The 20,546-nt window shown below is 72.2% G+C and carries 18 protein-coding genes; 8 read left to right on the plus strand and 10 right to left on the minus strand.

Translation table 11 applies throughout. The features are described from left to right. Positions 1 to 320: 320 nt before the first annotated feature. A complete protein-coding gene (locus ACFQUV_RS11850; RefSeq protein WP_111385312.1) occupies positions 321 to 1,130 on the minus strand; it encodes a molybdopterin-synthase adenylyltransferase MoeB in 810 nt (269 codons plus the stop codon). A 311-nt stretch (positions 1,131 to 1,441) separates the two neighbouring features. Beyond that, entirely contained in the window at positions 1,442 to 2,254 is an 813-nt protein-coding gene (locus tag ACFQUV_RS11855; protein WP_129609264.1) for an enoyl-CoA hydratase, read from the minus strand. Positions 2,255 to 2,712: 458 nt separating this feature from the next. On the opposite strand from ACFQUV_RS11855, the gene ACFQUV_RS11860 reads away from it, so the two are divergent. Continuing rightward, entirely contained in the window at positions 2,713 to 3,864 is a 1,152-nt protein-coding gene (locus ACFQUV_RS11860) for an ATP phosphoribosyltransferase regulatory subunit (RefSeq protein ID WP_129609265.1), read from the plus strand. After that, the gene (gene hisG / locus ACFQUV_RS11865) at positions 3,861 to 4,829 is read left to right on the plus strand and encodes an ATP phosphoribosyltransferase (RefSeq protein WP_129609266.1); all 969 of its coding nucleotides are present in this window, start codon (positions 3,861 to 3,863) and stop codon (positions 4,827 to 4,829) included. The genes ACFQUV_RS11860 and hisG overlap by 4 nt, the downstream gene beginning before the upstream one ends. A 7-nt stretch (positions 4,830 to 4,836) precedes the next feature. Here the strand turns inward: hisG and ACFQUV_RS11870 are convergent, their stop codons facing one another. Then, positions 4,837 to 5,409: a GtrA family protein gene (locus ACFQUV_RS11870; protein ID WP_244601590.1), complete on the minus strand. Its 573-nt coding sequence runs from the start codon at positions 5,407 to 5,409 to the stop codon at positions 4,837 to 4,839. Positions 5,410 to 5,539: 130 nt separating this feature from the next. On the opposite strand from ACFQUV_RS11870, the gene ACFQUV_RS11875 reads away from it, so the two are divergent. The 3 genes from ACFQUV_RS11875 (at position 5,540) to ACFQUV_RS11885 (ending at position 8,592) form a co-directional block, all read left to right on the plus strand. Beyond that, positions 5,540 to 6,646, plus strand: coding sequence for a glycosyltransferase family 2 protein (locus ACFQUV_RS11875; protein WP_129609267.1), 1,107 nt, complete (start codon positions 5,540 to 5,542; stop codon positions 6,644 to 6,646). Beyond that, complete coding sequence (locus ACFQUV_RS11880; protein ID WP_129609268.1) at positions 6,643 to 7,512, plus strand: ChbG/HpnK family deacetylase; 870 nt, start codon at positions 6,643 to 6,645, stop codon at positions 7,510 to 7,512. The genes ACFQUV_RS11875 and ACFQUV_RS11880 overlap by 4 nt, the downstream gene beginning before the upstream one ends. 216 nt (positions 7,513 to 7,728) lie before the next feature. Beyond that, positions 7,729 to 8,592, plus strand: a complete 864-nt coding sequence (locus ACFQUV_RS11885) for a DUF2076 domain-containing protein (protein WP_129609269.1) — start codon at positions 7,729 to 7,731, stop codon at positions 8,590 to 8,592. A 66-nt stretch (positions 8,593 to 8,658) separates the two neighbouring features. Here ACFQUV_RS11885 and ACFQUV_RS11890 read toward each other — a convergent pair whose 3' ends face one another. Beyond that, positions 8,659 to 11,013, minus strand: a complete 2,355-nt coding sequence (locus ACFQUV_RS11890; protein ID WP_129609270.1) for a tetratricopeptide repeat protein — start codon at positions 11,011 to 11,013, stop codon at positions 8,659 to 8,661. Positions 11,014 to 11,647: 634 nt separating this feature from the next. Beyond that, complete coding sequence (locus tag ACFQUV_RS11895) at positions 11,648 to 12,481, minus strand: L,D-transpeptidase (protein WP_129609271.1); 834 nt, start codon at positions 12,479 to 12,481, stop codon at positions 11,648 to 11,650. A gap of 359 nt (positions 12,482 to 12,840) precedes the next feature. Here ACFQUV_RS11895 and ACFQUV_RS11900 point away from each other — a divergent pair, with 359 nt between their 5' ends. After that, the gene (locus tag ACFQUV_RS11900) at positions 12,841 to 13,611 is read left to right on the plus strand and encodes a protein phosphatase CheZ (RefSeq protein ID WP_129609272.1); all 771 of its coding nucleotides are present in this window, start codon (positions 12,841 to 12,843) and stop codon (positions 13,609 to 13,611) included. Positions 13,612 to 13,646: 35 nt separating this feature from the next. Here ACFQUV_RS11900 and ACFQUV_RS11905 read toward each other — a convergent pair whose 3' ends face one another. From ACFQUV_RS11905 to ACFQUV_RS11915, 3 genes are all read right to left on the minus strand, one after another. Then, positions 13,647 to 14,888: an MFS transporter gene (locus tag ACFQUV_RS11905; protein WP_129609273.1), complete on the minus strand. Its 1,242-nt coding sequence runs from the start codon at positions 14,886 to 14,888 to the stop codon at positions 13,647 to 13,649. A 61-nt stretch (positions 14,889 to 14,949) separates the two neighbouring features. Continuing rightward, the gene (locus ACFQUV_RS11910; protein ID WP_111384092.1) at positions 14,950 to 15,381 is read right to left on the minus strand and encodes a GNAT family N-acetyltransferase; all 432 of its coding nucleotides are present in this window, start codon (positions 15,379 to 15,381) and stop codon (positions 14,950 to 14,952) included. Positions 15,382 to 15,400: 19 nt separating this feature from the next. After that, entirely contained in the window at positions 15,401 to 15,946 is a 546-nt protein-coding gene (locus ACFQUV_RS11915) for a hypothetical protein (protein ID WP_129609274.1), read from the minus strand. A 622-nt stretch (positions 15,947 to 16,568) separates the two neighbouring features. Between ACFQUV_RS11915 and groES the strand changes: the two genes are divergently transcribed. Further along, positions 16,569 to 16,865, plus strand: a complete 297-nt coding sequence (gene groES / locus ACFQUV_RS11920; RefSeq protein WP_111384090.1) for a co-chaperone GroES — start codon at positions 16,569 to 16,571, stop codon at positions 16,863 to 16,865. A gap of 92 nt (positions 16,866 to 16,957) precedes the next feature. After that, positions 16,958 to 18,595 carry a chaperonin GroEL gene (groL, locus tag ACFQUV_RS11925; protein ID WP_129609275.1) on the plus strand — a complete coding sequence of 546 codons (1,638 nt, stop codon included), beginning with the start codon at positions 16,958 to 16,960 and terminating at the stop codon, positions 18,593 to 18,595. 146 nt (positions 18,596 to 18,741) lie between these two features. Here the strand turns inward: groL and ACFQUV_RS11930 are convergent, their stop codons facing one another. Then, the gene (locus ACFQUV_RS11930; RefSeq protein WP_129609276.1) at positions 18,742 to 19,797 is read right to left on the minus strand and encodes an ABC transporter substrate-binding protein; all 1,056 of its coding nucleotides are present in this window, start codon (positions 19,795 to 19,797) and stop codon (positions 18,742 to 18,744) included. A gap of 197 nt (positions 19,798 to 19,994) precedes the next feature. Then, positions 19,995 to 20,510: a MarR family winged helix-turn-helix transcriptional regulator gene (locus tag ACFQUV_RS11935; RefSeq protein ID WP_165363905.1), complete on the minus strand. Its 516-nt coding sequence runs from the start codon at positions 20,508 to 20,510 to the stop codon at positions 19,995 to 19,997. Between the last annotated feature and the right edge of the window lie 36 nt (positions 20,511 to 20,546).

Consider the following 20,546-nt stretch of genomic DNA (forward strand, 5'->3'; position numbering starts at 1 on the left):
CTCTATCTCGCCGCCCTCGTCGCCGTCCGCCACAACCCGAAGCTCAGGGACGATTACAAGGCCATGCGCGACCAGGGAAAGCCCGCAAAGGTCGCCCTCATCGCCGTCGCCAGGAAGATCCTCGTCGTCGCCAACGGCCTCGTCAAAGCCGACGTCGTATACGCACCCGCTTGACATCCAAGACAGTCGCCGGACAGCCGCTTCGCGGCTTCCGGAATGACGCCCAAATGGATCAGCCGGATCTCGTATGAAACCGCCGATCCCGCCTCGCGCCGCGGCAGGCGCCATACCCGACACGGCGGAGTGGAGGGGGTCGCCTCTCACGCCGCCCGCCGATGCCCCGACAGGTCGGTGATGGTCGGATGCTCGCCGGTGAGCGGATTGGCGGGGTCCCAGGCGTAGCGCAGCGTCTCGAAGCGCGGGCCGCGGCCATCCACCATCAGCAGCCGACCGACCAGCCCCTCGCCGAAGCCGACGATCTCGCGCACCACCTCGACCGCCATCAGGGTGCCGAGGACACCGGCGAAGGCGCCGAGAATGCCGGCTTCCGCGCAGGTCGGCACGGTGCCGGGCGGCGGCGGCTCGGGAAACAGGCAGCGATAGGTCGGGTTCAAGGTGCCGTCCGGTCCGCGCTCGAACGGCCGCAACGTGGTCAAAGTCCCGTCGAACACCCCGAGGGCCGCCGTCACCAGCGGCTTGCCGGCGAGGCAGCAGGCGTCGGAGACGAGATAGCGGGTGGCGAAGTTGTCGGAGCCGTCGGTGACGAGATCGTAGCGGCCGATCAGGTCGAGCGCATTGTCGGGGCCGAGCCGCACCGGATGGCGTTCGACCGCCACATGCGGGTTGAGGGCGGCGATCGCGGCGGCGGCACTCTCGACCTTGGCACGCCCGACGTCCGGCGTCCCGTGGATCACCTGGCGTTGCAGGTTGGAGAGCGACACGGTGTCGTCGTCGACGATGCCCAGGGTGCCGACCCCGGCGGCCGCCAGATAGAGCAGCAGCGGCGCCCCGAGCCCGCCGGCGCCGACCACCAGCACCCGCGCCTGCTTGAGAGCGTTCTGGCCGGGACCGCCGATCTCGTGCAGCACGATGTGCCGGGCGTAGCGTTCGAGCTCGTCGGATTGCAGCATGACGGGGCCTTTCTGGCAGGCGGCGGTCGGGACCCGGACCGGCGGAGGCCCCGCCGGTTCTCGTGACGCCGGGTCTCGCGACGCCGGTCCTCGTGACGACGATCGTCGTCACAAGGACGATCCGGCCCGGCCGTTCCGGTACTGTCCCGGACAAATATCGTCCGACGCAAGCTCGTATCCGATCGTGGCAGGATTCGCTCGACGCCGGCCGCTCGCCCCTTCGTCCATCGACGGCCAGCGCCCGGCACCACGGCGGGGGGCGACATGTTGGCCGCTCGGCGTCGTGCCCCCGGGCGGCGGCTGCCGCGTGGCTACTCGGCCGCCTCGGTGAGATCCGGCGGGGTCTTGTGGTGCAGCTCGTCGAAGCGCGGCGGCCGCTTCTCCAGGAACGCCGCCATGCCCTCGCGCTGGCCCTCGGTGCCGAACATCGCGTGGAAGGCGCGGCGCTCGAAGCGCAGGCCCTCGGCCAGCGGCAGCTCGTGGGCGCGCTGCACCAGCTCCTTGGCGGTCATCACGGCCGGCAGCCACATCGACGCGATGGTCTCGGCCGCCTTCATGGCCTCGTCCATCAGCTTGTCGAGCGGCACGACGCGGGAGACCAGGCCGCAGCGCTCCGCCTCGACGGCGTCCATCATGCGGCCGGTCAGCACCAGATCCATCGCCTTGGCCTTGCCGAGCGCACGGGTGAGGCGCTGGGTGCCGCCGAGCCCGGGCACGATGCCGAGGGTGATCTCGGGCTGGCCGAACTTGGCGTTGTCGGCCGCGATGATCAGGTCGCACTGCATGGCCAGCTCGCAGCCGCCGCCGAGCGCGAAGCCCGCCACCGCCGCGATGCTGGGCTTGCGCGAGCGCGCCGGGCTGTCCCAGTTGGCCATGTAGTTGGCCTTGAAGGTGTCGATGAACGACTTCGGCGCCATCTCCTTGATGTCGGCGCCGGCCGCGAAGGCGCGATCGGTCCCGGTGATGACCACGCAGCCGATGTCGTCGTCCTGATCGAACTGCGCGAACGCCTGCCGCAGCTCTTCGGCGAGCCTCGAATTCAGAGCATTCAACGCCTTGGGCCGGTTCAGCCGGATCAGGCCGACTCGTCCGACCGTTTCGACGATGAGGGTTTCGTAGGTCATGAGACCAGTCCTTGCTGAACCGAGCCGGGCGGCTCGGGCGCCTGTCGAAGCGCGTCGCGGGGGGTTCTGCAACCGCAATGGCGGAGCGGCGGGGGCTCCGAACGTGCTGCATTGCAAAAGCCGTAACGCACCCGGCTGTTCCAAGCAATCACGATTCGCTTAAAACGGAGTGATCATGGGAGTTCCGCGCCGATCGCAGAGCACAACGACAAGATGTTGCAATGCAGAGAGGACGGCGACGTCTCGCCGTGCGGCCGAGGGTCCCGACGAATACTGATGGGCGATCGCGCCGGACCGCGCCCGGCCTTCCAGCCGGTGCCGGCGGGCCGCGCACCGGCGGGCCGCACGCCGCCCCCCATCGCGCTGCATCCTGTCCGGCACGTCCGGGCGCGCATCGCGATCGAAACCCCGGCGGAGACGTGCTAAGGCGGCGCCGACCAATGGTGCCCGGGGAAGACATGTCCGTATCCACCACCGCCAAGGACGCGCGTGCGGAGGCGCTCGCCGCCACCTATGCGCGCGCCGGCTACGACCGCGTCGAGCCCGCGATCCTCCAGCCGGCGGAGCCGTTCCTGGCCCTGTCGGGTGAGGACATCCGCCGCCGCATGTATCTGATCCCCGACTCCGGCGGCGACGATCTCTGCCTGCGGCCCGACCTGACCATCCCGGTGGCGCTCGACTACCTCGCCTCCCCGGCAGCCGGGCGGCCGGCCCGGTTCAGCTATCTTGGCCCGGTGTTCCGGCAGCGGCCGAGCGCTTCCGGCGAGTTTCTCCAGGCCGGCATCGAGTCGTTCGGCCGCCTCGACAAGGCCGAGGCCGACGCCGAGGCGGTCGCCCTCGCGCTGGAGGCGACGGCGCGCTACGGGCTCACCGGGCCGGCGCTGCGCATGGGCGACATCGGCCTGTTCGCGGCGCTGATCGAGGCGCTCGACCTGCCGCCGGTGTGGCGCCGCCGCCTCGCCAAGGACTTCACCCGCCAGAGCGTGCTGGCCGACGACCTGAGCCGCCTCACCGCGCCGCCCGCCAACGGGCCGCCGGAGTATCAAGGCGTGCTGGCGGCGCTCGCCAACTCGGACCCCAAGGCGGCCCGCGCCCTGGTGACCGACCTCCTGTCGATCGCCGGCATCACCACGGTGGGCGGCCGCTCGGTCGGCGCCATCGCGGCGCGCTTCCTGGAGCAGGCCGAGCTCGGCGCCAGCGCCACCCTGCCGGCCGAGACGCGCGACCTGATCGGCCGCTTCTTCGCCATCGCGGGCGATCCGTCCGCGGCGGCGGCGGCGCTGCGCCGGCTCGCCACCGACGCCCGGCTCGATCTCGCCGCCGCCCTCGACACCCTTGAGCAGCGCACCGCGCTCCTGGCGCGCGCCGGGGTGGACGTCGCGGCGATCCGCTTCGCCACCGCGTTCGGGCGCGGTCTCGACTACTACACCGGCGTCGTGTTCGAGCTGCACGATCCGCAGGGTCGGGTGGACGGCCAGCTCGTCGCCGGCGGCCGCTACGACGGGCTGTTCGCCCGGCTCGGCCACGACACGCCGATCCCGGCGGTCGGCTTCGCGGTGTGGATCGATCGTCTGGTGGCGCTCGGCGAGGGCGCGGGAGCGGCACGATGAGCGCCTTCGTCATCGCGGTGCCGGCCAAGGGCCGGCTCCAGGAGAACGCCGAGACCTATTTCGCCCGCGCCGGGCTCAAGCTCGCCAAGCCGCGCGGCGCCCGCGAGTATCGCGGCACCGTGGTGGGGGTGCCGGAGATCGAGGTGGCGTTCCTGTCGGCCTCGGAGATCGCCCAGCAGCTCGCCGCCGGCACCGTGCATTTCGGCATCACCGGCGAGGATCTGATCCGCGAGAGCATCCCGCGCGCCGATGCGCATGTCGTGCTGCTGCACCCGCTCGGCTTCGGCCACGCCACCGTGGTGGTGGCGGTGCCGCAGGCGTGGATCGACGTGCGCACCATGGCGGATCTGGACGACGTCGCCACCGCGTTCCGGCTCGACAACGACGCGCGGATGCGGGTCGCCACCAAGTATGTCAACCTCACGCGCGCCTTCTTCGCCCGCCACGGCATCGTCGACTACCGCATCGTCGAGAGCGCCGGCGCCACCGAGGGCGCGCCCGCAGCCGGCACCGCCGAGCTGATCGTCGACATCACCTCGACCGGCACCACGCTCACCGCCAATGCGCTGAAGATCGTCGACGACGGCGTCATCCTGCGCTCGCAGGCGAACCTCGTGGCGGCCCGTGGCGCCCGCTGGGACGCCGCGGCGCGCGAGACGGCGCGGCTGGTGCTCGACCGCATCGCCGCCTACGACCGCGCCGCCTCGTTCCGCGAGATGCGCACCCGCTTCAAGGCGTGCGACGACGCCCTGATCACCGAGGCGCGCGAGAGGTTCGGCGTGGAGACGCCGTTCGGCGGCCCGACCTCGTCCGGCATGCTGACCCTGCACTGCCCGCCCGACCAGGTGCACGCGCTCGCCACCTTCCTGCGCGGCCATGGCGCCGCCAGCGTGGTGGTGGGGCCGCTCGACTACGTGTTCGCCTGCGAGAACCCGCTGTTCGACCGGCTCGAAGCGGCGCTCTGAGAGCGGATCACGTCGGCCGCGACGGATCGGCCGCGGTCGCGGCGGGGCGCCGCGGCCGGAACACGACGAAGTGCGACATGGTGAAGTTCACCACGAAGCTGACCAGGATGGCGCAGCCCTTGGCGAACCACACCGGCATGGTCTGGGCGACCAGCACCAGCGTCGCGGTGTTGGCGACCGCGCCGAGCACGCCCGACGCCACGAAGGTGCCGTAGTCGCGCAGCCGCAGCCGGCGGCCCGACTCCGCCGCGAAGGTGACGGTCGAGTTCATCACATACGAGCCGCTGACGCCGACCATCCAGCCGAGCACGTTGGCGACGATCAGCATCAGATCCTCGGGATCGCCGCAGCCGCACAGGCCGGCTGCGGCCCCGAAGGCGCGCACGCTCGCCGGCAGTGTCGTCAGCCCCGCATAGGCGGCGAAGAACACGGCGGCGTCGACCGCGGTGTTGACCAAGCCGATCAGCGCGAAGCTGATCGCCTTGCGCAAGAAGACGAGGCGCGCCGTCCCGGGGGACGGGGACGTCTCGGCGGACGGCATCCGCGGCGGTGCGGCGTCGGTCGGGGCCGGCTCGCTCATGGTGTGGGATCGCTCATGGGGCTCCGCATAGCATGCCGGGATGCCGGCCGGGAAACCGGCCGCCGCGACAGGCACGGCCGCCTACGCTATAAGGCGCCCGATCGCCAACCAGCACGGACCCTTCCAGCGCATGACGTCGGGTGAACCAGCATTGCGGCCGGACGCGGGCACGGACCCGTCCGGCACCGCGGCGACGACCCGTGCGGCCGCCGGCCTGTCGATCGTCATGCCGGTCTACAACGAGGCGGAGGGGCTCGCCGCCCTGCACCAGCGCCTGGTGGCGGTCGCTACCGGGCTGCGGCGGCGCTGGGGCCTCGCCTGCGAGGTGGTCTATGTGGACGACGGCAGCCGCGACGCCTCGCTCGCCGTCGCCACGGCGCTGCCGGCCGACGGCATCGACGTCCAGGTGGTGGCGCTGTCGCGCAACTTCGGCAAGGAGGCGGCGCTGCTCGCCGGCCTGGAGCACGCCCGGCTCGGCGCCGTCCTGTTCATGGATTCCGACGGCCAGCATCCACCCGCCATGGTGGAGCGGCTCGCCGGCCACTGGATCGAGGACGGCTACGACGTCGTCTTCACCGCCAAGGCGCACCGCAAGACGGAGTCGCTGCCGCGCCGGCTCAGCGGCCACGCCTTCTATTCGCTCATCAACTGGGGCTCGCGCCACAAGATCCCGGAGGACGCCGGCGACTTCCGGCTGCTCTCGCCGCGGGCCGCGGCGGCGCTGCGCCGGCTGCCGGAGCGCAACCGCTTCTTCAAGGGGCTGGCGAGCTGGATCGGCTTCCGCCAGCTGCGCATCGACTACGAGCCGGCGGCCCGCGAGCACGGCGCGTCGAGCTGGAACATCGGCGCCCTGATCGGCCTGTCGATCGAGGGCCTGACCGCGTTCTCGGTGGCGCCGCTGCGCATCGCCAGCCTGCTCGGCCTGGCGCTCGCCGCCACCGCCCTGCTGTTCGGCCTCAAGATCCTCGTCGAGGCGCTGGTCTTCGGCACCGACGTCCCCGGCTACCCGTCGCTGGTCGTCGGCCTGATGGTGATCGGCGGCGTCCAGCTCCTGATGATCGGCGTGATGGGCGAGTACATCGCCAAGATCCTGTCGGAGACCAAGGGCCGGCCCGTCTACTTCGTGGCCGAGCACCAGGTGAAGCGCGCCGACACGACCCCTGCCCCGGCCGAGACCGCGCCGCCCATCGCGGCCGCCGCCGAGGGTGGCGCGAGCGTGCCGGAGCACCGCGCGTGACGGCGGCAGACGGCCATGGGGCGGCGCGCCGGCTGATCCTGTGCGCCGACGACTACGGCCTCGCGCCCGGCGTCGACGGCGCCATCCTCGATCTGATCGCGCGCGGCCGCCTGACCGCGACGAGCGTCATGGTGCTGCCGCCGACCTTCGCGGCCGCCGAGGCGGCCCGCCTCGACGCCGTGGCCCGGGAGAGCGGACGCGCCGCCATCGGGCTGCATGTCACCCTCACGGCCCCGTTCCGGCCGCTGACGGCGGGCTTCTCGCCGCTGGCGCCCGACGGCACCTTCCTGCCGATCGGCCGCATGCTGGTCGCCGCCCACCTGAAGCCGTTCGATCGCACCGCCGTGGCCCGCGAGGTCGACGCCCAGATGGCGGCCTTCGTGGCCGCCTTCGGCCGGCCGCCCGATTTCGTCGACGGCCACCAGCACGTCCACCTGCTGCCGGGGGTGCGCGACGCGGTGCTGGCCGCCGCCCGCCGGGCCGGCCCCGCCGTGTGGGTGCGCCAATGCGGCCAGGTGACGAGCCCCCTCGCCCGGCTCCGCGATCCCAAGAGCCTGGTGCTCGATGCGCTCAGCGGCGCCTTGCGGCGGCGCGCCACCGCCCTCGGGGTGCCCACCAACCCGGCCTTCGCGGGCACCTACACGTTCCGGCCCGGCACCGACTATGCGGCGCTGTTCCCGGGCTTCCTCGCCGGCCTGCCGGATGGCGCCGTGGTGATGTGCCATCCGGGCCGGGTCGACGCCGAGCTGGTCCGCCTCGACCCGCTGACCGGCCTGCGCGAGGCCGAGTACGCCTATCTGGCCGGCGACGCCTTTCCGGCCGCCCTGACGCAGGCCGGGATGGTGCTCGCCCACCCTGCCGCCTGAGCTTTCGCCATGCGGCAGGCTGCCACGGGGGCCGGCCGCCATTCCGCTCGCCGCCATGCCCCCCATATTGGAGGGGCGCGAGACGGCGCGGCGGCGGCGAGGCCGCCCGACCGCCGCCGCTCACCTTCTTGCCGGCCCTCTTCGCCGGCCCCCTCGTGCCGGACATGGGCCACACGGACGTGGCCCGACATGGATATGGGCCACAGGAGACCCGAGATGACCCCGCAGGAACGCCAGCTCGTCGACGACTTGTTCCAGCGCCTCGCCACCCTCGAACGCGAGCCCCGCGATCCGGAGGCGGAGCGCGCGATCCGAGACGGGCTGTCGCGCGCCCCCAACGCCGTCTATGCGCTGGTGCAGACCACGCTGTTGCAGGACGAGGCGCTGCGCCAGGCGCACGAGCGCATCGCCGAGCTGGAGGCGGCGCTGGCGCCGCCGCAGCAGCAGGGCGGCTTTCTCGGCAGCCTGCGCGGCATGTTCGGCGGCGACGCGCCGCAGCCCGGCCAGGGGCGCGGCTCGGTTCCCTCGGTCCGGCCCGGCGAGGGCGGCGACCCGCGGTGGAACACCGGGGGCACCGGCTTCGGTGCCGGCAGCGCGATGGGTGGCCCGATGGGCGCCCCGCCCGGCTTCGGCCAGGGTCCGCAGGGCGGCCCGCAGCCCGGCGCCCCGTGGGGCGGCGGACCCGGCTATGGCGGCCCCGGTGGTGCGGGATATGGCGGTCCTGGTTATGGCGGCCCCGGCGCGGCGCCGGGCGGTGCCTTCGGGGGCCGCGGCTCGTTCCTGGGCACGGCGGCGGCCGCGGCGGCCGGCGTGATCGGCGGCTCGTTGCTGCTCGACGCCATGCGCGGCATGACGGGCGGCGCCCACGCGGCGGCCGGCGGGGCGGCCGGACAAGGCGCGCTCGATCCGGGCGCCGGTGGCGGCTCGCCATTCGGCGGCGGTGCCGGTGGCGGTGACCTGTCGCGTGAGGCCGGGGTGGACGACATCGGCGGGCGTCGCACCGCCGCCTACGAGGACCCCGGCACGGACGACGGCGGCGACGATTTCGGCGGTGACTTCGGCGATTCCGACTACGCCTGACGGGGCGTTCCGCCACGGATCGGAGACGCCGACGCCATGGCCGATCCCATGGCCGGCGCCTCGTCGTCAGCGGCCGCGCGCTTTCGCCAGCTCACGCTCGGCGAGCGGCAGCCAGCGCGATTGCTCGGGGCTCAGCTTACGGCGGGCCGCGAGGTCGCGCAGCGTCACCACCACGGCCCGATACCGCTCCGCCGGCTCGTCGCCGGCGCTCGCCAGCCGCCAGTGCAGCACCGCCAGCTCCCACTGCCACTGCACATTGGTCGGATCGAGCAGCGCCAGCTGCTGGCTGACCGCCAGCGCCGCCCGGTAGCTCGCCAGCGCCTCGGCGCCCTGTCCCTTGGCGGCGAGCGCGTCGCCGATCTTGCTCTGCGCCACCGCGACGTCGCGCTGGGCGGCCGGCGACGGCGCCTCGGTGGCGATGCGCACGCGCGCCGCCAGGCTGGTGCGGTAGGCGGCCAGCGCCTCCTCGGCCGCTCCCTTCGCCATCAGGACGTCGCCGATGCGCTCCTGCGAGACCGGCAGGTCGCGCGGCCAGCGGCGAAGCGGCGGATCGCCGGCGGCGAGCCGCTCGCGGATCGCCAGGCTCGCCCGATAGGCGGCGAGCGCGTCGTCGTAGGCGCGCTGCGCCTTGAGGACGTCGCCGATGCGCTCGTAGGACACCGAGAGATCGCGGCGCGCCTGGGCGTCGGCGCGATCCACCACCGCGAGCTGGAGCGCGAGGCCGGCGCGGTAGCTGCCGAGCGCGTCCTCGACGGCCCCTTGGGCCATCTGGGCGTCGCCGATCTTGTTGTAGAGAATCGACAGGCTGCGCTGCCAGCCGGCGCCGGCGGCCGGATCGACGGCGGCGAGCCGCAGCGACAGGCCGGCGCGGTAGCTCTTCAGCGCGTCGTCGAGGGCGCCGCGCGCCGCCGCGACGTCGCCGATGCGCTCGTGGGCGACCGACAGATCGCGCCGGGCCGACGCGCTCGCCGGATCGAGCGCGGCGAGCTTGTCGCGGACAGCCAGCGCCGCCCGGTAGTGCCGCAATGCGTCGTCGAGGGCCGCGCGGGCGACCAGCACATCGCCCATGGCGGTCGCGGCCCGCGACAGGTCGCGCTGGCGGTCGGGGCTCGACGGATCGAGGGCGGCCAAGCGCTCGGCCCCGGCGAGCGCCGCACGGGCACTGGCGAGCGCCCGGTCGGTCTCCCCATGGGCGAGCCGCGTCGTCGCCACGGCGAGCCGGAGGCCGACGAGCGTGCGCACCAGCTCCAGGTCGTCCAGCCGCTCGCCCGACAGCGGGTCGAGCAGGGTCTCCACCGCCGCGACCCGAGCGCGCCCGCCATCGGCCAGGCCGAGGGTCTCGCGGTGCTGCGCAAAGGCGAGCAGGATGGCGGCGCGGCGCAGCCGGAGGCGCGGGTCGTCGCCGCCGGCCATCGCCAGATCGTGCAGCATGGCCCCGGCGGGCTCCGCGATGGCGATCGCCGCGGCGGGCGGCAGGCCCAAGCGCTCGGCCGCCGTCAGGCTGGCGAGCGTCGCCTCGGTGGCGCCTCCCAGCACCGCATCGAACAGCGGCGGATGGGCCGGCAACGCGAACCGCACGACCGCCACGCCGCCGCCGACCACCAGCAGGATGGCGGCCGCGGCGCCGAGCCAGCCGCGCAGGCGGCGGCGATTGCGGACCGCGCGCTCGGCCGGGCCGCGGAACTCGTCGACGCCGAGCCCGAGCAGGGTGGCGGCGATCCGCATCACCACCTCGGATGGGGGCGTCCGTCCCGACCGGGCGTCGATCACCACCGGGGCGACCGGCTCCTCGGGCTCGTCGCCGACGCTGCCGTCGGGACGCAGCCGCCGGGCCAGCGCCGGCGGGCACAGGGTCCGCTCGGACGCCTCCGGATCGCCGCCGGCCAGCACGGCGACCACCCGGTCACCGCGGCCGAGCGACTTGAAGCGCCGCACCGCCTCGTCGACGACCTCGCTCGTCGCCGCGTCGGGCGAGCACAGCACGATCAGGTGGCGGGCCTCGACCAGCGCTGCCACGGCCTCGTCGGACAGGACCGGCGCAGCGGGGGCGAGCAGGATCGGCGCGTCGGGCGGCGCCGCGGCCACCGTCTCGGGGGCGGGCGAATCGGTGGACGACTCCGTGGGCGATGCGGGGGGTGCCGGCGTTTCGGCGGCCGCGGGTGATTCGCCGGCGGCCGGGATCGGGGCGGCGGGCGGCTCGCCCGCGACGGCGGGCGCGTCGGCCGCCGGCGCGGTGCGCTCCGGCACGGTGCGCTCCGGCATCACCGCGGGGGCGGGCGCCAGCAGCCGGAACAAGGGCCGCAACGTCTTCGGCACCGGCCCTTGCGGGGTGTCGCGCCCGATCAGCGCCCACGGCACGAGGATGTCTTCGAGGCCGCGCTGGAGCGCCCGCGCCAGGGCGTCGTCAGCCTTGGCGTGCACGATGAAGGCTCGATATGTCGGCCGCACCACCTGTCCCACGACACCCTCCCGGGCCGCCCCCGCGGCCTTAGAGCCCGTTTGGAAACTCCGACGGGGCTGCGCCGGAGCCGATTTCGGCCGATCCGGCAGGAGCCGATCGAAGGGCGTACCAGGGAGTACGGTCGAGATCGGCGACGCACCGGGCGGCCGAAAGCGGCCCGGCCCCTGAACTCGGGCTCGCCGAGTTCAGCTCGTCATGCCACGCAAGTCGGGCAGGCCCGACTTGCGGGGGGGTCGCGATGCGAACGCCGGCCGCGGCGTCGAGAATCTCGCCGATATCCCCGATATCGGCGTCGCTTCTCTCCTGGCCTCCGGCTGTTCGCATTGCGACGCAACCTCCGTCCGAGTTTCCAAACGGGCTCTTATGGCACCGAGCAGGACCGTATGGCCAAGATTTTGACCCTCGCGTGTCGAAGCACGGCCGCGGTTTCGCCGCAGCCGGCCTTCACGGGCGCCCATGCAGAAACGCGCCCGGTCCGGGAAGGACCGAGCGCGCCCCGCGCCAGTCGTCCGATGCCACATCGGACGTCGATGCCGGCGCCACCCTCGGGCGGCGCGACGGAAATCTCCTCGGCGGCGGAGCCGCCGGCCCGCGTCAGATCACCACCACCTTGGTGCCGATCTTGACGCGCTCGTAGAGGTCCATGACGTCCTCGTTGCGCATCCGGATGCAGCCCGAGGAGACCTGGGTGCCGATGGTCCACGGCTCGTTGGAGCCGTGGATGCGGTAGAGCGTGGAGCCGAGATAGAGGGCGCGCGCCCCGAGCGGGTTCTGCGGCCCGCCCGCCATGTAGCTCGGCAGATGCGGCTGCCGGCGCAGCATCTCGTCGGGCGGCCGCCAGTCCGGCCATTCCTTCTTGGCGCTGACGGTGTGGACGCCCGACCAGGTGAAGCCGGGGCGACCGACGCCGACGCCGTAGCGCATGGCGGTGCCGTTCCCTTCCACGAGGAACAGATAGAACTGCCGGGTGTCGACGATCACGGTGCCGGGCGGCTCGCTGCCCGAATACGCCACCCGCTGCGGGCGAAAGCGCGGATCGACGGCGGTGCGGCTGTACTCGGCCGGATCATGCGCCGCATAGCGGCCCCCGTAGGCCGCCACCGGGTTGCCGTACTGGTCGACCGCATAGGTCTGCGGCTCGCGGGCGGCACGCGGCGGGGCGTCACCGCCCCCGAAGATCGCCTCGATGAAGCCGCCGCCCATATTGGTGCGCCCCGGGCGCGCCGCCGGCGGTGCCGCATAGCCGCGCGGCGCCGACGGGGCGGACGCATACGCGCCGGAGGCATACGGGCCGGACCCGTAGCTGGGCGTGGAGGCGCCGGACGCATACGCGCCGGACGCATAAGGACCCGGCACATAGGGCTGGGCGGTCGCCAGCGATCCCGACAGGGCGGTCGCGGCCAGGGTGCAAAGGAGTACGCGATACATGACGGGGCTCTGCACTCGCTACTGCATGAACGGTTCGGACACCAAGCCTTGGTGCATTTCCAGTAAAAACCAGAAGTGGACACCAAGTCGTAAAAACGAGAGCCCGATGATTTACTGTAAAGCGAGCAGCTACGAATTTCAGAGAACCATGGTGATCGAAACGTAAACACGAAAAAATTATAGTTAATGATGGGTCAACAGAACCAACATGGTAAACAATTCGTCGACATCTCTGGATGGAGCGATGCGTCGACGCATGCCTGCAACCTGTGGGCTTCGCCCGGGCCGGGAGGTGTGAACCCCGCGTTAAAGGTTGATCCGGTAAAAGCGTAAAGAACACCTCGAATTGCGATGTCGCCATGCAGCCGCGAAAGCTCTTCCGCATCGAGCAGTATCGTCCGGTCGACGAGGTCACCGCCGGCGTGGCGGGTGCGGCCGTCGCGGCCTCCGACGGTGTACCGCCCGCCTCCGCCAACGACGCGGATGCCGCCCTGCGCCACCTCGAAGTGATCACCGAGATTCGCGGCGTGCGTGCCCTGATCGAGGGCCGCGCCCGCGAGGCCCAGGACGCGCTCGACAAGGTGCAGGCTCAGTTCAAGGAGCTGCACAAGCTCAAGGTGGAGCTCGACGTCATCGAGAGCGCCATCACCGAGACCAAGCGCGAGCTGGCCACCATCCACGTCACCGGCTTCAACGGCCAGGACATGTCGCGGGTGGCGAACGAGCTGGACGCGGTGGTCGACGACACCGAGCAGGCCACCCAGGCGATCCTCGGCGCCGTCGAGGACATCGACGCCCGCGCCGACGCGCTCGCCTCCGGGCTGACCGACGACGCCCACCGGGCGACGGCGCGCGAGATCCAGGACTGCGTCATCCGCATCTTCGAAGCGTGCAACTTCCAGGACCTGACCGGCCAGCGCATCAGCAAGGTGGTGGCGGCCCTGAAGTTCATCGAGGATCACATCCGGCGGATGGAAGAGATCTGGGGCGGCATCGAAGCCTTCGGCACCGTGGCGCCGGTGGTGCAGGTCCCCGAGCAGACCGAGGAGGACAAGCTCCTCAACGGGCCGAAGCTCGACGGCGACATCGGCCACGCCTCCCAGGACGACATCGACGCCCTGTTCGGCTGAGCCGCGGGCGCGGCGCGACGCGCCGCCCGCCCGGGTCAGCCGGGCCGGCGGATCACCGAGAAGCAGGCGAGCGCCACGCCGGCGCAGCCCGCCGCCACGGCGAGCGCGACCGCATCCGACGTCCGTTCCGCCACCAGCGCCATCGCCAGCGGCGCCACCGCCTGCATCACCAGCCACGGCGCCGCCAGCCGCCCGACCAGCACGCCGAAGCCCGACGGCCCGAACAGCGCCAGCGGCACGGTGCCGCGCGCGATGGTGACGAGACCGTTGCTCGCCCCGAACATCACATAGAAGAGCGCGGCCGCCGGCACCGACAGGCCGGCGCCGGCCAAGAGCCCGAACGCCGCCAGAATCAGCCCGAAGGCGAAGCGGGCCAGCAGCAGCGGATGAGTGCGTCCCGCAAAGGCGAACTCGGCGACCCGCGCCAGCACCTGGCACGGCCCGAACAGCATGCCGACGAGCACAGCGGTCGACGGGTCGAGACCGCCGCGTTGCAGGATGGCGAGGAAATGCGCCGCCAGGGCCGAGGGCACGAACGCATAGGCGGCGAAGCCGGCCATCACCAGGAGGAACGGCCGCCCGCGCGGCGGCAGCACCGGGGCGGGGGTGGGAGACCCCGGCGCCGATCCCAGCCCGGAGTCCGCCGCCGGGACCGGATCGGCGGGCCGGCGCGGCAACGCCAAGGCGAGCAGCGGCGCCGCGACGCCGGCGAGGAGCGCCGCATAGACCAGGAGGCAGCCGCGCCAGCCCAGCGCCGCATCGAGCGCCGCGGTGGCCGGCCAGCTCACCGTGGAGGCGAGGCCACCCACGAAGGTCAGCAGCGTGATCGGCCGCCGCGCCGCCGCCCCGAACAGCCGCCCCAGCGTCGCGAAGGCCGACTCGTAGAGCGACGCCGCCATGGCGACGCCGACCACCGCCCACGCCGCCACATAGGCGACGGGATGCGCCGCCAGGGTGAGGCCGACCAGCCCGGCCGCCCCGATCAGCGCTCCGGCCGTCATCACCCCGTGGCCGCCACGGCGGTCGATGGTGCGGCCGACCAGCGGCGCCACCAGGCCGCCAGCGAGCAGCGCCGCCGAGTACCCCGCCATGGCGAAGGACAGCGACCAGCCACGCTCGGCGGCGATCCGCGGCACGATCAGCACGGCCGGATAAATCAGGCTGCCCCAGGCGAGCACCTGGGTGACGCCGAGAACGGGCAGCGCCCGCCACGGGCCGTCCAACAGCAGCTTGCCGGAGAGGAGCTTACGAGAGAGGAGCTTGCGCCGCTTCGCCATTCACGTCCCGACGCCGCGCCATCGCGCCGCTCCTGCGGACGGGCACCGGAGCGCGCCGCCGCTACCCGACCCGCTTGTGCATCACGCCATCGGGGGCCGGCAGCCGCGCCGCGATGGCGTCCGGAACCGTGCCGGCCGGACAGGGCGCGTAGCCCTGCTCGGTGAAGAAGGCGACCTCGCCCCCCGGCGCCACATAGAGGATGCGGCAGCCGAGCGCCGCGGTCTCACCCTCGAGGGCCGTCGCGATGGCGGCCCCGAGGCCGCGATGGCGCAGCACCGGCAGGGTGACGATGCGCAGAAGACCGGCATCGCCATGCACCTCGACGCCACCGAAGCCGACCGGCACATCGTCCTCCTCGAACCGCCAGTACCAGCGGCCGGGTGCGTCGACGTCGTCGTGGGGAAGTCCGGCCCGCTTCAGCGCCGCGCGGGCGCCGTCACGCTCGAACGGCGCCAGTGGCAGCCACAGCAGGCGCGGATGGCGCGCCGTCATCTCGCGTCCCTCGCTCCGGTCAGCGCGCTGGGGCGGGTGCCGGGCGCGGAGCGCCGCGCGAGGCGGTGCCCTCGGCGCCACAGCGCACCAGCACCATGGTGCCGTAGCGGCCGGCCACCTCCTGGTCGACCCACCTCATCACCAGCACGCGGCCGTCGAACGACACCACCTCGCGGTCGTCGGCATCGCCGGACTGCGGGTTCGGCCCGATGAAGGTCTTGCCCTCGTAGCTGCCCTTCACCAGCATGTCCTGCACCTGCGGATTGTCGTGACCGAGCATCGCCACGCCCACCGAGCTGCGGTTGATGACGAAGGGCTGGGTGCAGCCGCGCCGGGCCGCCGCCTCGGTGCGGGCGCGATCCTCCGGCCGATGATAGGCGGCGAGCCCCCAGCGGCCGACCAGGTCCTCGGGGCGGATGTTGGAGGGCGGCGGCGGCGCGCTCGGCTGCGGCTCGGGCGCCGAGCCACCGCCCGAGAACGACGGAAGAGTGCTGGCGCAGCCAGTGAGCGACAGCAGCGCGACGGCCATCAGCGCGCGCGCGACGCCCCGGAACGAACCGAACATGACGATCTCCGACAATGACGGCCCACTCTGATGGGCGAAAGGCTTCGGTGCAAGCGGGACATAACCCGCCTCGGGCGGCAGCGCGCCGCCACCGCGCGGCTCGCGAGGCAGGGTCGAGCCGTGGCTTTGACCCATCAGGTGGGCGTTTCGATGACGGGGTAAACACCGTCGTGGCACGGTCGCGGCATTGTCGCGAGCCGCCGCGCCCGGCACGGTTTCGCCGCAGGTGTCACCCGCCGGGAACAGCCGGCCGCCGGACACCCCAGCGCCAGCTACCCCAGCGCCCCGCAGGCGGCGCGGCTTGCCGAGGCCGGCCGTTGGCGTTAGGACCACGGGGGGCGCCGCCGGGTGCGCTATAGCCGTGCGGTCGGCGAGACCGCGCGGCTTCCCCCCCTTCTGGGGCGAGCCGCCACGGCTCGGCCGACGATCGCCACCGGCATTAACCGCAGCCGCAGCGCCCCTCCGCGCCGCATCGCTCCGGCCGCCTGCCCGCCTTGACAGCCCCGGACCTACTCCCTATGTCCGGCGCGGCGCTGGCACTCTCGATGTCCGAGTGCTAGCCTCCCATCACGAGTTTCCAACGAACCCAGCCACCTCCGGTGGCGACGAGGATACCTGATCCATGGCGAAGACCACGTTCCGCCCGCTGCACGACCGCGTCGTCGTGAAGCGCATCGAGGCCGAAGAGAAGACCGCCGGCGGCATCATCATCCCGGACACCGCCAAGGAGAAGCCGAGCCAGGGCGAGGTGATCGCGGTCGGCCCGGGCGGGCGCGACGAGGCCGGCAAGCTGACCCCCCTCGACGTCAAGGTCGGCGACCGGGTGCTGTTCGGCAAGTGGTCGGGCACCGAGGTGAAGCTCGACGGCGTCGATCTCCTGATCATGAAGGAGAGCGACATCATGGGGATCGTCGGCTGACCGACGCCCCGCGACGTCGTCTGTGAGGCGCGGGCGCCATCGGCGCCGCCCCGGACGACGCTCCCCCGACCATTCGAATTCGGAGCAAGCAAATGGCTGCCAAGGACGTCCGCTTTTCCACCGACGCGCGCGACAAGATGCTGCGCGGCGTCGACCTGCTCGCCAACGCCGTGAAGGTGACGCTCGGCCCGAAGGGCCGCAACGTCGTCATCGAGAAGAGCTTCGGCGCGCCTCGCATCACCAAGGACGGCGTCACCGTCGCCAAGGAGATCGAGCTCGAGGACAAGTTCGAGAACATGGGCGCCCAGATGGTGCGCGAGGTCGCGTCCAAGACCAACGACATCGCGGGCGACGGCACCACCACGGCGACCGTGCTGGCCCAGGCGATCGTCCGTGAGGGCGTGAAGTCGGTGGCCGCCGGCATGAACCCGATGGATCTCAAGCGCGGCATCGACCTCGCGGTCACCGCCGTGGTGAAGGACATCGAAGGCCGCGCCAAGAAGGTCGGCTCGTCCGCCGAGGTCGCCCAGGTCGGCACCATCTCGGCCAACGGCGACAAGGGCGTGGGCGAGATGATCGCCGGCGCGATGCAGAAGGTCGGCAACGAGGGCGTCATCACGGTCGAAGAGGCCAAGTCGCTCGACACCGAGCTCGAGGTGGTCGAGGGCATGCAGTTCGACCGCGGCTATCTGTCGCCGTACTTCATCACCAACGCCGAGAAGATGACGGCCGAGCTGGAGGACGCCTTCGTCCTCCTGCACGAGAAGAAGCTGTCGGGCCTCCAGGCGATGCTGCCGGTGCTCGAGGCGGTGGTGCAGTCGGGCAAGCCGCTCGTCATCATCGCCGAGGACGTCGAGGGCGAGGCGCTGGCCACCCTCGTGGTCAACAAGCTGCGCGGCGGCCTGAAGGTCGCGGCCGTCAAGGCGCCCGGCTTCGGTGACCGTCGCAAGGCCATGCTGGAGGACATCGCGATCCTCACCGGCGGCCAGGTGATCTCCGAAGACCTCGGCATCAAGCTCGAGAACGTCACCGTGCAGATGCTCGGCCGCGCCAAGAAGGTGATCATCGAGAAGGAGAAGACCACCATCGTGGACGGTGCCGGCAACAAGGCCGACATCGAGGGCCGCGTCGGGCAGATCAAGGCGCAGATCGAGGAGACCACCTCGGACTACGACCGCGAGAAGCTCCAGGAGCGCCTGGCGAAGCTCGCCGGCGGCGTCGCGGTGATCCGCGTCGGTGGCGCCACCGAGATCGAGGTGAAGGAGAAGAAGGACCGCGTCGAGGACGCCCTCAACGCGACCCGCGCGGCCGTCGAGGAGGGCATCGTCCCGGGCGGCGGCGTCGCCCTGCTGCTCGCCAAGGCGTCGGTCGGCAAGCTGAAGAACGACAATGCCGACGTCCAGGCCGGCATCAACATCGTTCTGAAGGCGCTCGAAGCCCCGATCCGCCAGATCGCCGACAATGCCGGCGTCGAGGGCTCGATCGTGGTCGGCAAGATCCTCGAGAACAAGTCGCAGACCTTCGGCTTCGACGCGCAGAACGAAGAGTATGTCGACATGGTCGAGAAGGGCATCATCGACCCGGCCAAGGTCGTGCGCGCCGCCCTTCAGGACGCCGCCTCGATCGCCGGCCTGCTGGTGACCACCGAGGCCATGGTGGCCGAGCTGCCGAAGGACAAGCCGGCCCCGGCGATGCCGCACGGCGGCGGCATGGGCGGTATGGACTTCTGATCCGGCCCCCGAGCCTCTGACGACGACATGACGAAGGGCCGCCGCGAGGCGGCCCTTTTGTCATTCGGTCCCGGTCGCAGCTCGGCGGGGCACGCGGAGCCCGGAGCACATCTGCGACGGGCACGCAAACATGAGGGCACCCGTCCTCACCCGAACGGGTTCTTGCTCGCGAGCTGCGCCTCCGCCTCGATGGCCGGCGACAGGTCGAACAGCTGCTCCTTGGTGACACTCCCCGACACCAGCTTCATCTGCTCGGTCCAGAACGTCCCCTGCGCCATGCAGGATTCGATGTTGGGCTGTCCGTTCTCGTTGAACCAGGTCCAGCGCGGCGCCGCGGCCTCGATCAGCGGCGGCGGCACCTTGGTGGCCTCCGAGATGATCCTGATCACGTCGGGATCCTTGGCGGCGGCCGCCTTGTTGTAGAGCCGCCCCGCATGGGTGTGCACCATGGCGAAGCGCACCGCCGCGGACTTGTTGCTCTGGAGATACTTCTGCGACATCGCCCAGCAGGCGAGCTGGGTGTTCGGCTCGATGTCCCAGCCGGAGAAGACGAGCTTGCCGAAATTGTTCTTCTCGACCAGGAAGCCGAGCGGCACCGGCACATTGGCGGCATCGGCCTGGCCAGCCCCCATGGCCTTGACGATGTCCGGATAGGCGAGCCCGCTCGACCACTCCACGTCGGTGCGCGGATCGAGACCGGCGCGCCGGACGCCGAGCCCGAGCAGATACTGATCGATCCCGCCGGGCGCCTGGATGGCGACCTTCTTGCCCTTCAGCAGGGCCATCTTGTCCGGTGCCGTCATGCCGGCCTTCACCAGCTCGTTCGACGCCGCGATGGTCATCGAGCCGGAGCCCGGCTTCTCCGAGCCGCGATCGAGAACCAGCTTGAACGGCGCGCCCTTCGCCACCGTGTTGAACAGGCCGGCATTGAGCGTCGCCACGGTGGCGTCGAGCTCGCCGGCGATCAGCGCCGGCATCGCCAGCACGCCGTCGGCGAAGTAGCGGATCTCGACGTCGAGCCCGACCTTATCGAAGAAGCCCTTCGCCTGGGCCAGGAAGACCGGACCCGAGGAGATCAGCGGCACGACGCCGATGCGGATCTTGGCCCGCTCCTGGCTCCGTGCGACGCGAGGCATCGCGAGTGCCGCCGCGGCCGCGGCGGTGGTGGACACGAAACGTCGGCGATCGAGGGAGCTGGTCATGGGCGCCTCCGGGGGTGGGACGACGACATCGGCGAGGCACCGAGCCCAAACACGAGATCGATGCCGGGCGGATCACGACTTTATATGCACTGTGCACCACGCATCGTCGCACCCGCAAGGGCGTCGGCGGCGGCCCCGCTGCGGCGTTTCGCCCGGCGGGACCCCGGTGCGGCAGGCGCGACAGCGACGCGCGCCGGTCACGCCGAACCGCTGTCGCGCCCGTCGGCGGGCGGAACCTCACTCTCGAACGATCTCAGAAGCTTGCGCAGCAACTGCGCGAGCTCGTCCTGCTCGGCCGGGGTGAGCTGATCGGCGATGCGGCGCGAGCGGGCGGCGTGCTCCGCCATGGCGCGCGCCGCGAGCCTGGCGCCGCGGCGGGTCAGCGCCACGCGCGTGGCGCGCCGGTCGTCCGGATCGGGACGGCGCTCGGCGAGCCCGAGTTTCTCGACGCGATCGATGCGGCTGGTCATCGCGCCGGACGACAGCAGGCACGCATCGGTGAGCGCGGTCGGGCGCAGCCCCTCGGGCCGGCCGGAGCGTTGCAACGTCACGATCAGGTCGAACACGTCCCAGGTGAGGCCGAACGGACGCAACCAGCCGTCCACCGCGTCGCGCAGATGCGCCGACAGCCGCAGGATGCGGCCGAGCGTCGCCAGATAACGAACATCGAGATCGGGCCGTGCCGCACCCCATTCGGCGATGAAGCGGTCCATGGCATCGACATCGCCCCGGGCGACGCCGGTCGACCT

Origin of the sequence: Rhodoplanes sp. P11, assembly GCF_964266735.1 — a bacterium.
GTDB classification, from domain to species: domain Bacteria; phylum Pseudomonadota; class Alphaproteobacteria; order Rhizobiales; family Xanthobacteraceae; genus Rhodoplanes; species Rhodoplanes serenus.

What these genes read in the sequence shown, in the direction of transcription:
- ACFQUV_RS11905 (WP_129609273.1), bottom strand. Translation starts at nt 14,888, where the DNA reads ATGGCGAAGCGGCGCAAGCTCCTCTCTCGTAAGCTCCTCTCCGGCAAG.
- ACFQUV_RS11895 (WP_129609271.1), bottom strand. Translation starts at nt 12,481, where the DNA reads ATGTATCGCGTACTCCTTTGCACCCTGGCCGCGACCGCCCTGTCGGGA.
- ACFQUV_RS11850 (WP_111385312.1), bottom strand. Translation starts at nt 1,130, where the DNA reads ATGCTGCAATCCGACGAGCTCGAACGCTACGCCCGGCACATCGTGCTG.
- ACFQUV_RS11900 (WP_129609272.1), top strand. Translation starts at nt 12,841, where the DNA reads ATGCAGCCGCGAAAGCTCTTCCGCATCGAGCAGTATCGTCCGGTCGAC.
- ACFQUV_RS11855 (WP_129609264.1), bottom strand. Translation starts at nt 2,254, where the DNA reads ATGACCTACGAAACCCTCATCGTCGAAACGGTCGGACGAGTCGGCCTG.
- hisG (WP_129609266.1), top strand. Translation starts at nt 3,861, where the DNA reads ATGAGCGCCTTCGTCATCGCGGTGCCGGCCAAGGGCCGGCTCCAGGAG.
- ACFQUV_RS11870 (WP_244601590.1), bottom strand. Translation starts at nt 5,409, where the DNA reads ATGAGCGAGCCGGCCCCGACCGACGCCGCACCGCCGCGGATGCCGTCC.
- groL (WP_129609275.1), top strand. Translation starts at nt 16,958, where the DNA reads ATGGCTGCCAAGGACGTCCGCTTTTCCACCGACGCGCGCGACAAGATG.
- ACFQUV_RS11860 (WP_129609265.1), top strand. Translation starts at nt 2,713, where the DNA reads ATGTCCGTATCCACCACCGCCAAGGACGCGCGTGCGGAGGCGCTCGCC.
- groES (WP_111384090.1), top strand. Translation starts at nt 16,569, where the DNA reads ATGGCGAAGACCACGTTCCGCCCGCTGCACGACCGCGTCGTCGTGAAG.
- ACFQUV_RS11885 (WP_129609269.1), top strand. Translation starts at nt 7,729, where the DNA reads ATGACCCCGCAGGAACGCCAGCTCGTCGACGACTTGTTCCAGCGCCTC.
- ACFQUV_RS11915 (WP_129609274.1), bottom strand. Translation starts at nt 15,946, where the DNA reads ATGTTCGGTTCGTTCCGGGGCGTCGCGCGCGCGCTGATGGCCGTCGCG.
- ACFQUV_RS11875 (WP_129609267.1), top strand. Translation starts at nt 5,540, where the DNA reads ATGACGTCGGGTGAACCAGCATTGCGGCCGGACGCGGGCACGGACCCG.
- ACFQUV_RS11935 (WP_165363905.1), bottom strand. Translation starts at nt 20,510, where the DNA reads ATGGACCGCTTCATCGCCGAATGGGGTGCGGCACGGCCCGATCTCGAT.
- ACFQUV_RS11930 (WP_129609276.1), bottom strand. Translation starts at nt 19,797, where the DNA reads ATGACCAGCTCCCTCGATCGCCGACGTTTCGTGTCCACCACCGCCGCG.
- ACFQUV_RS11910 (WP_111384092.1), bottom strand. Translation starts at nt 15,381, where the DNA reads ATGACGGCGCGCCATCCGCGCCTGCTGTGGCTGCCACTGGCGCCGTTC.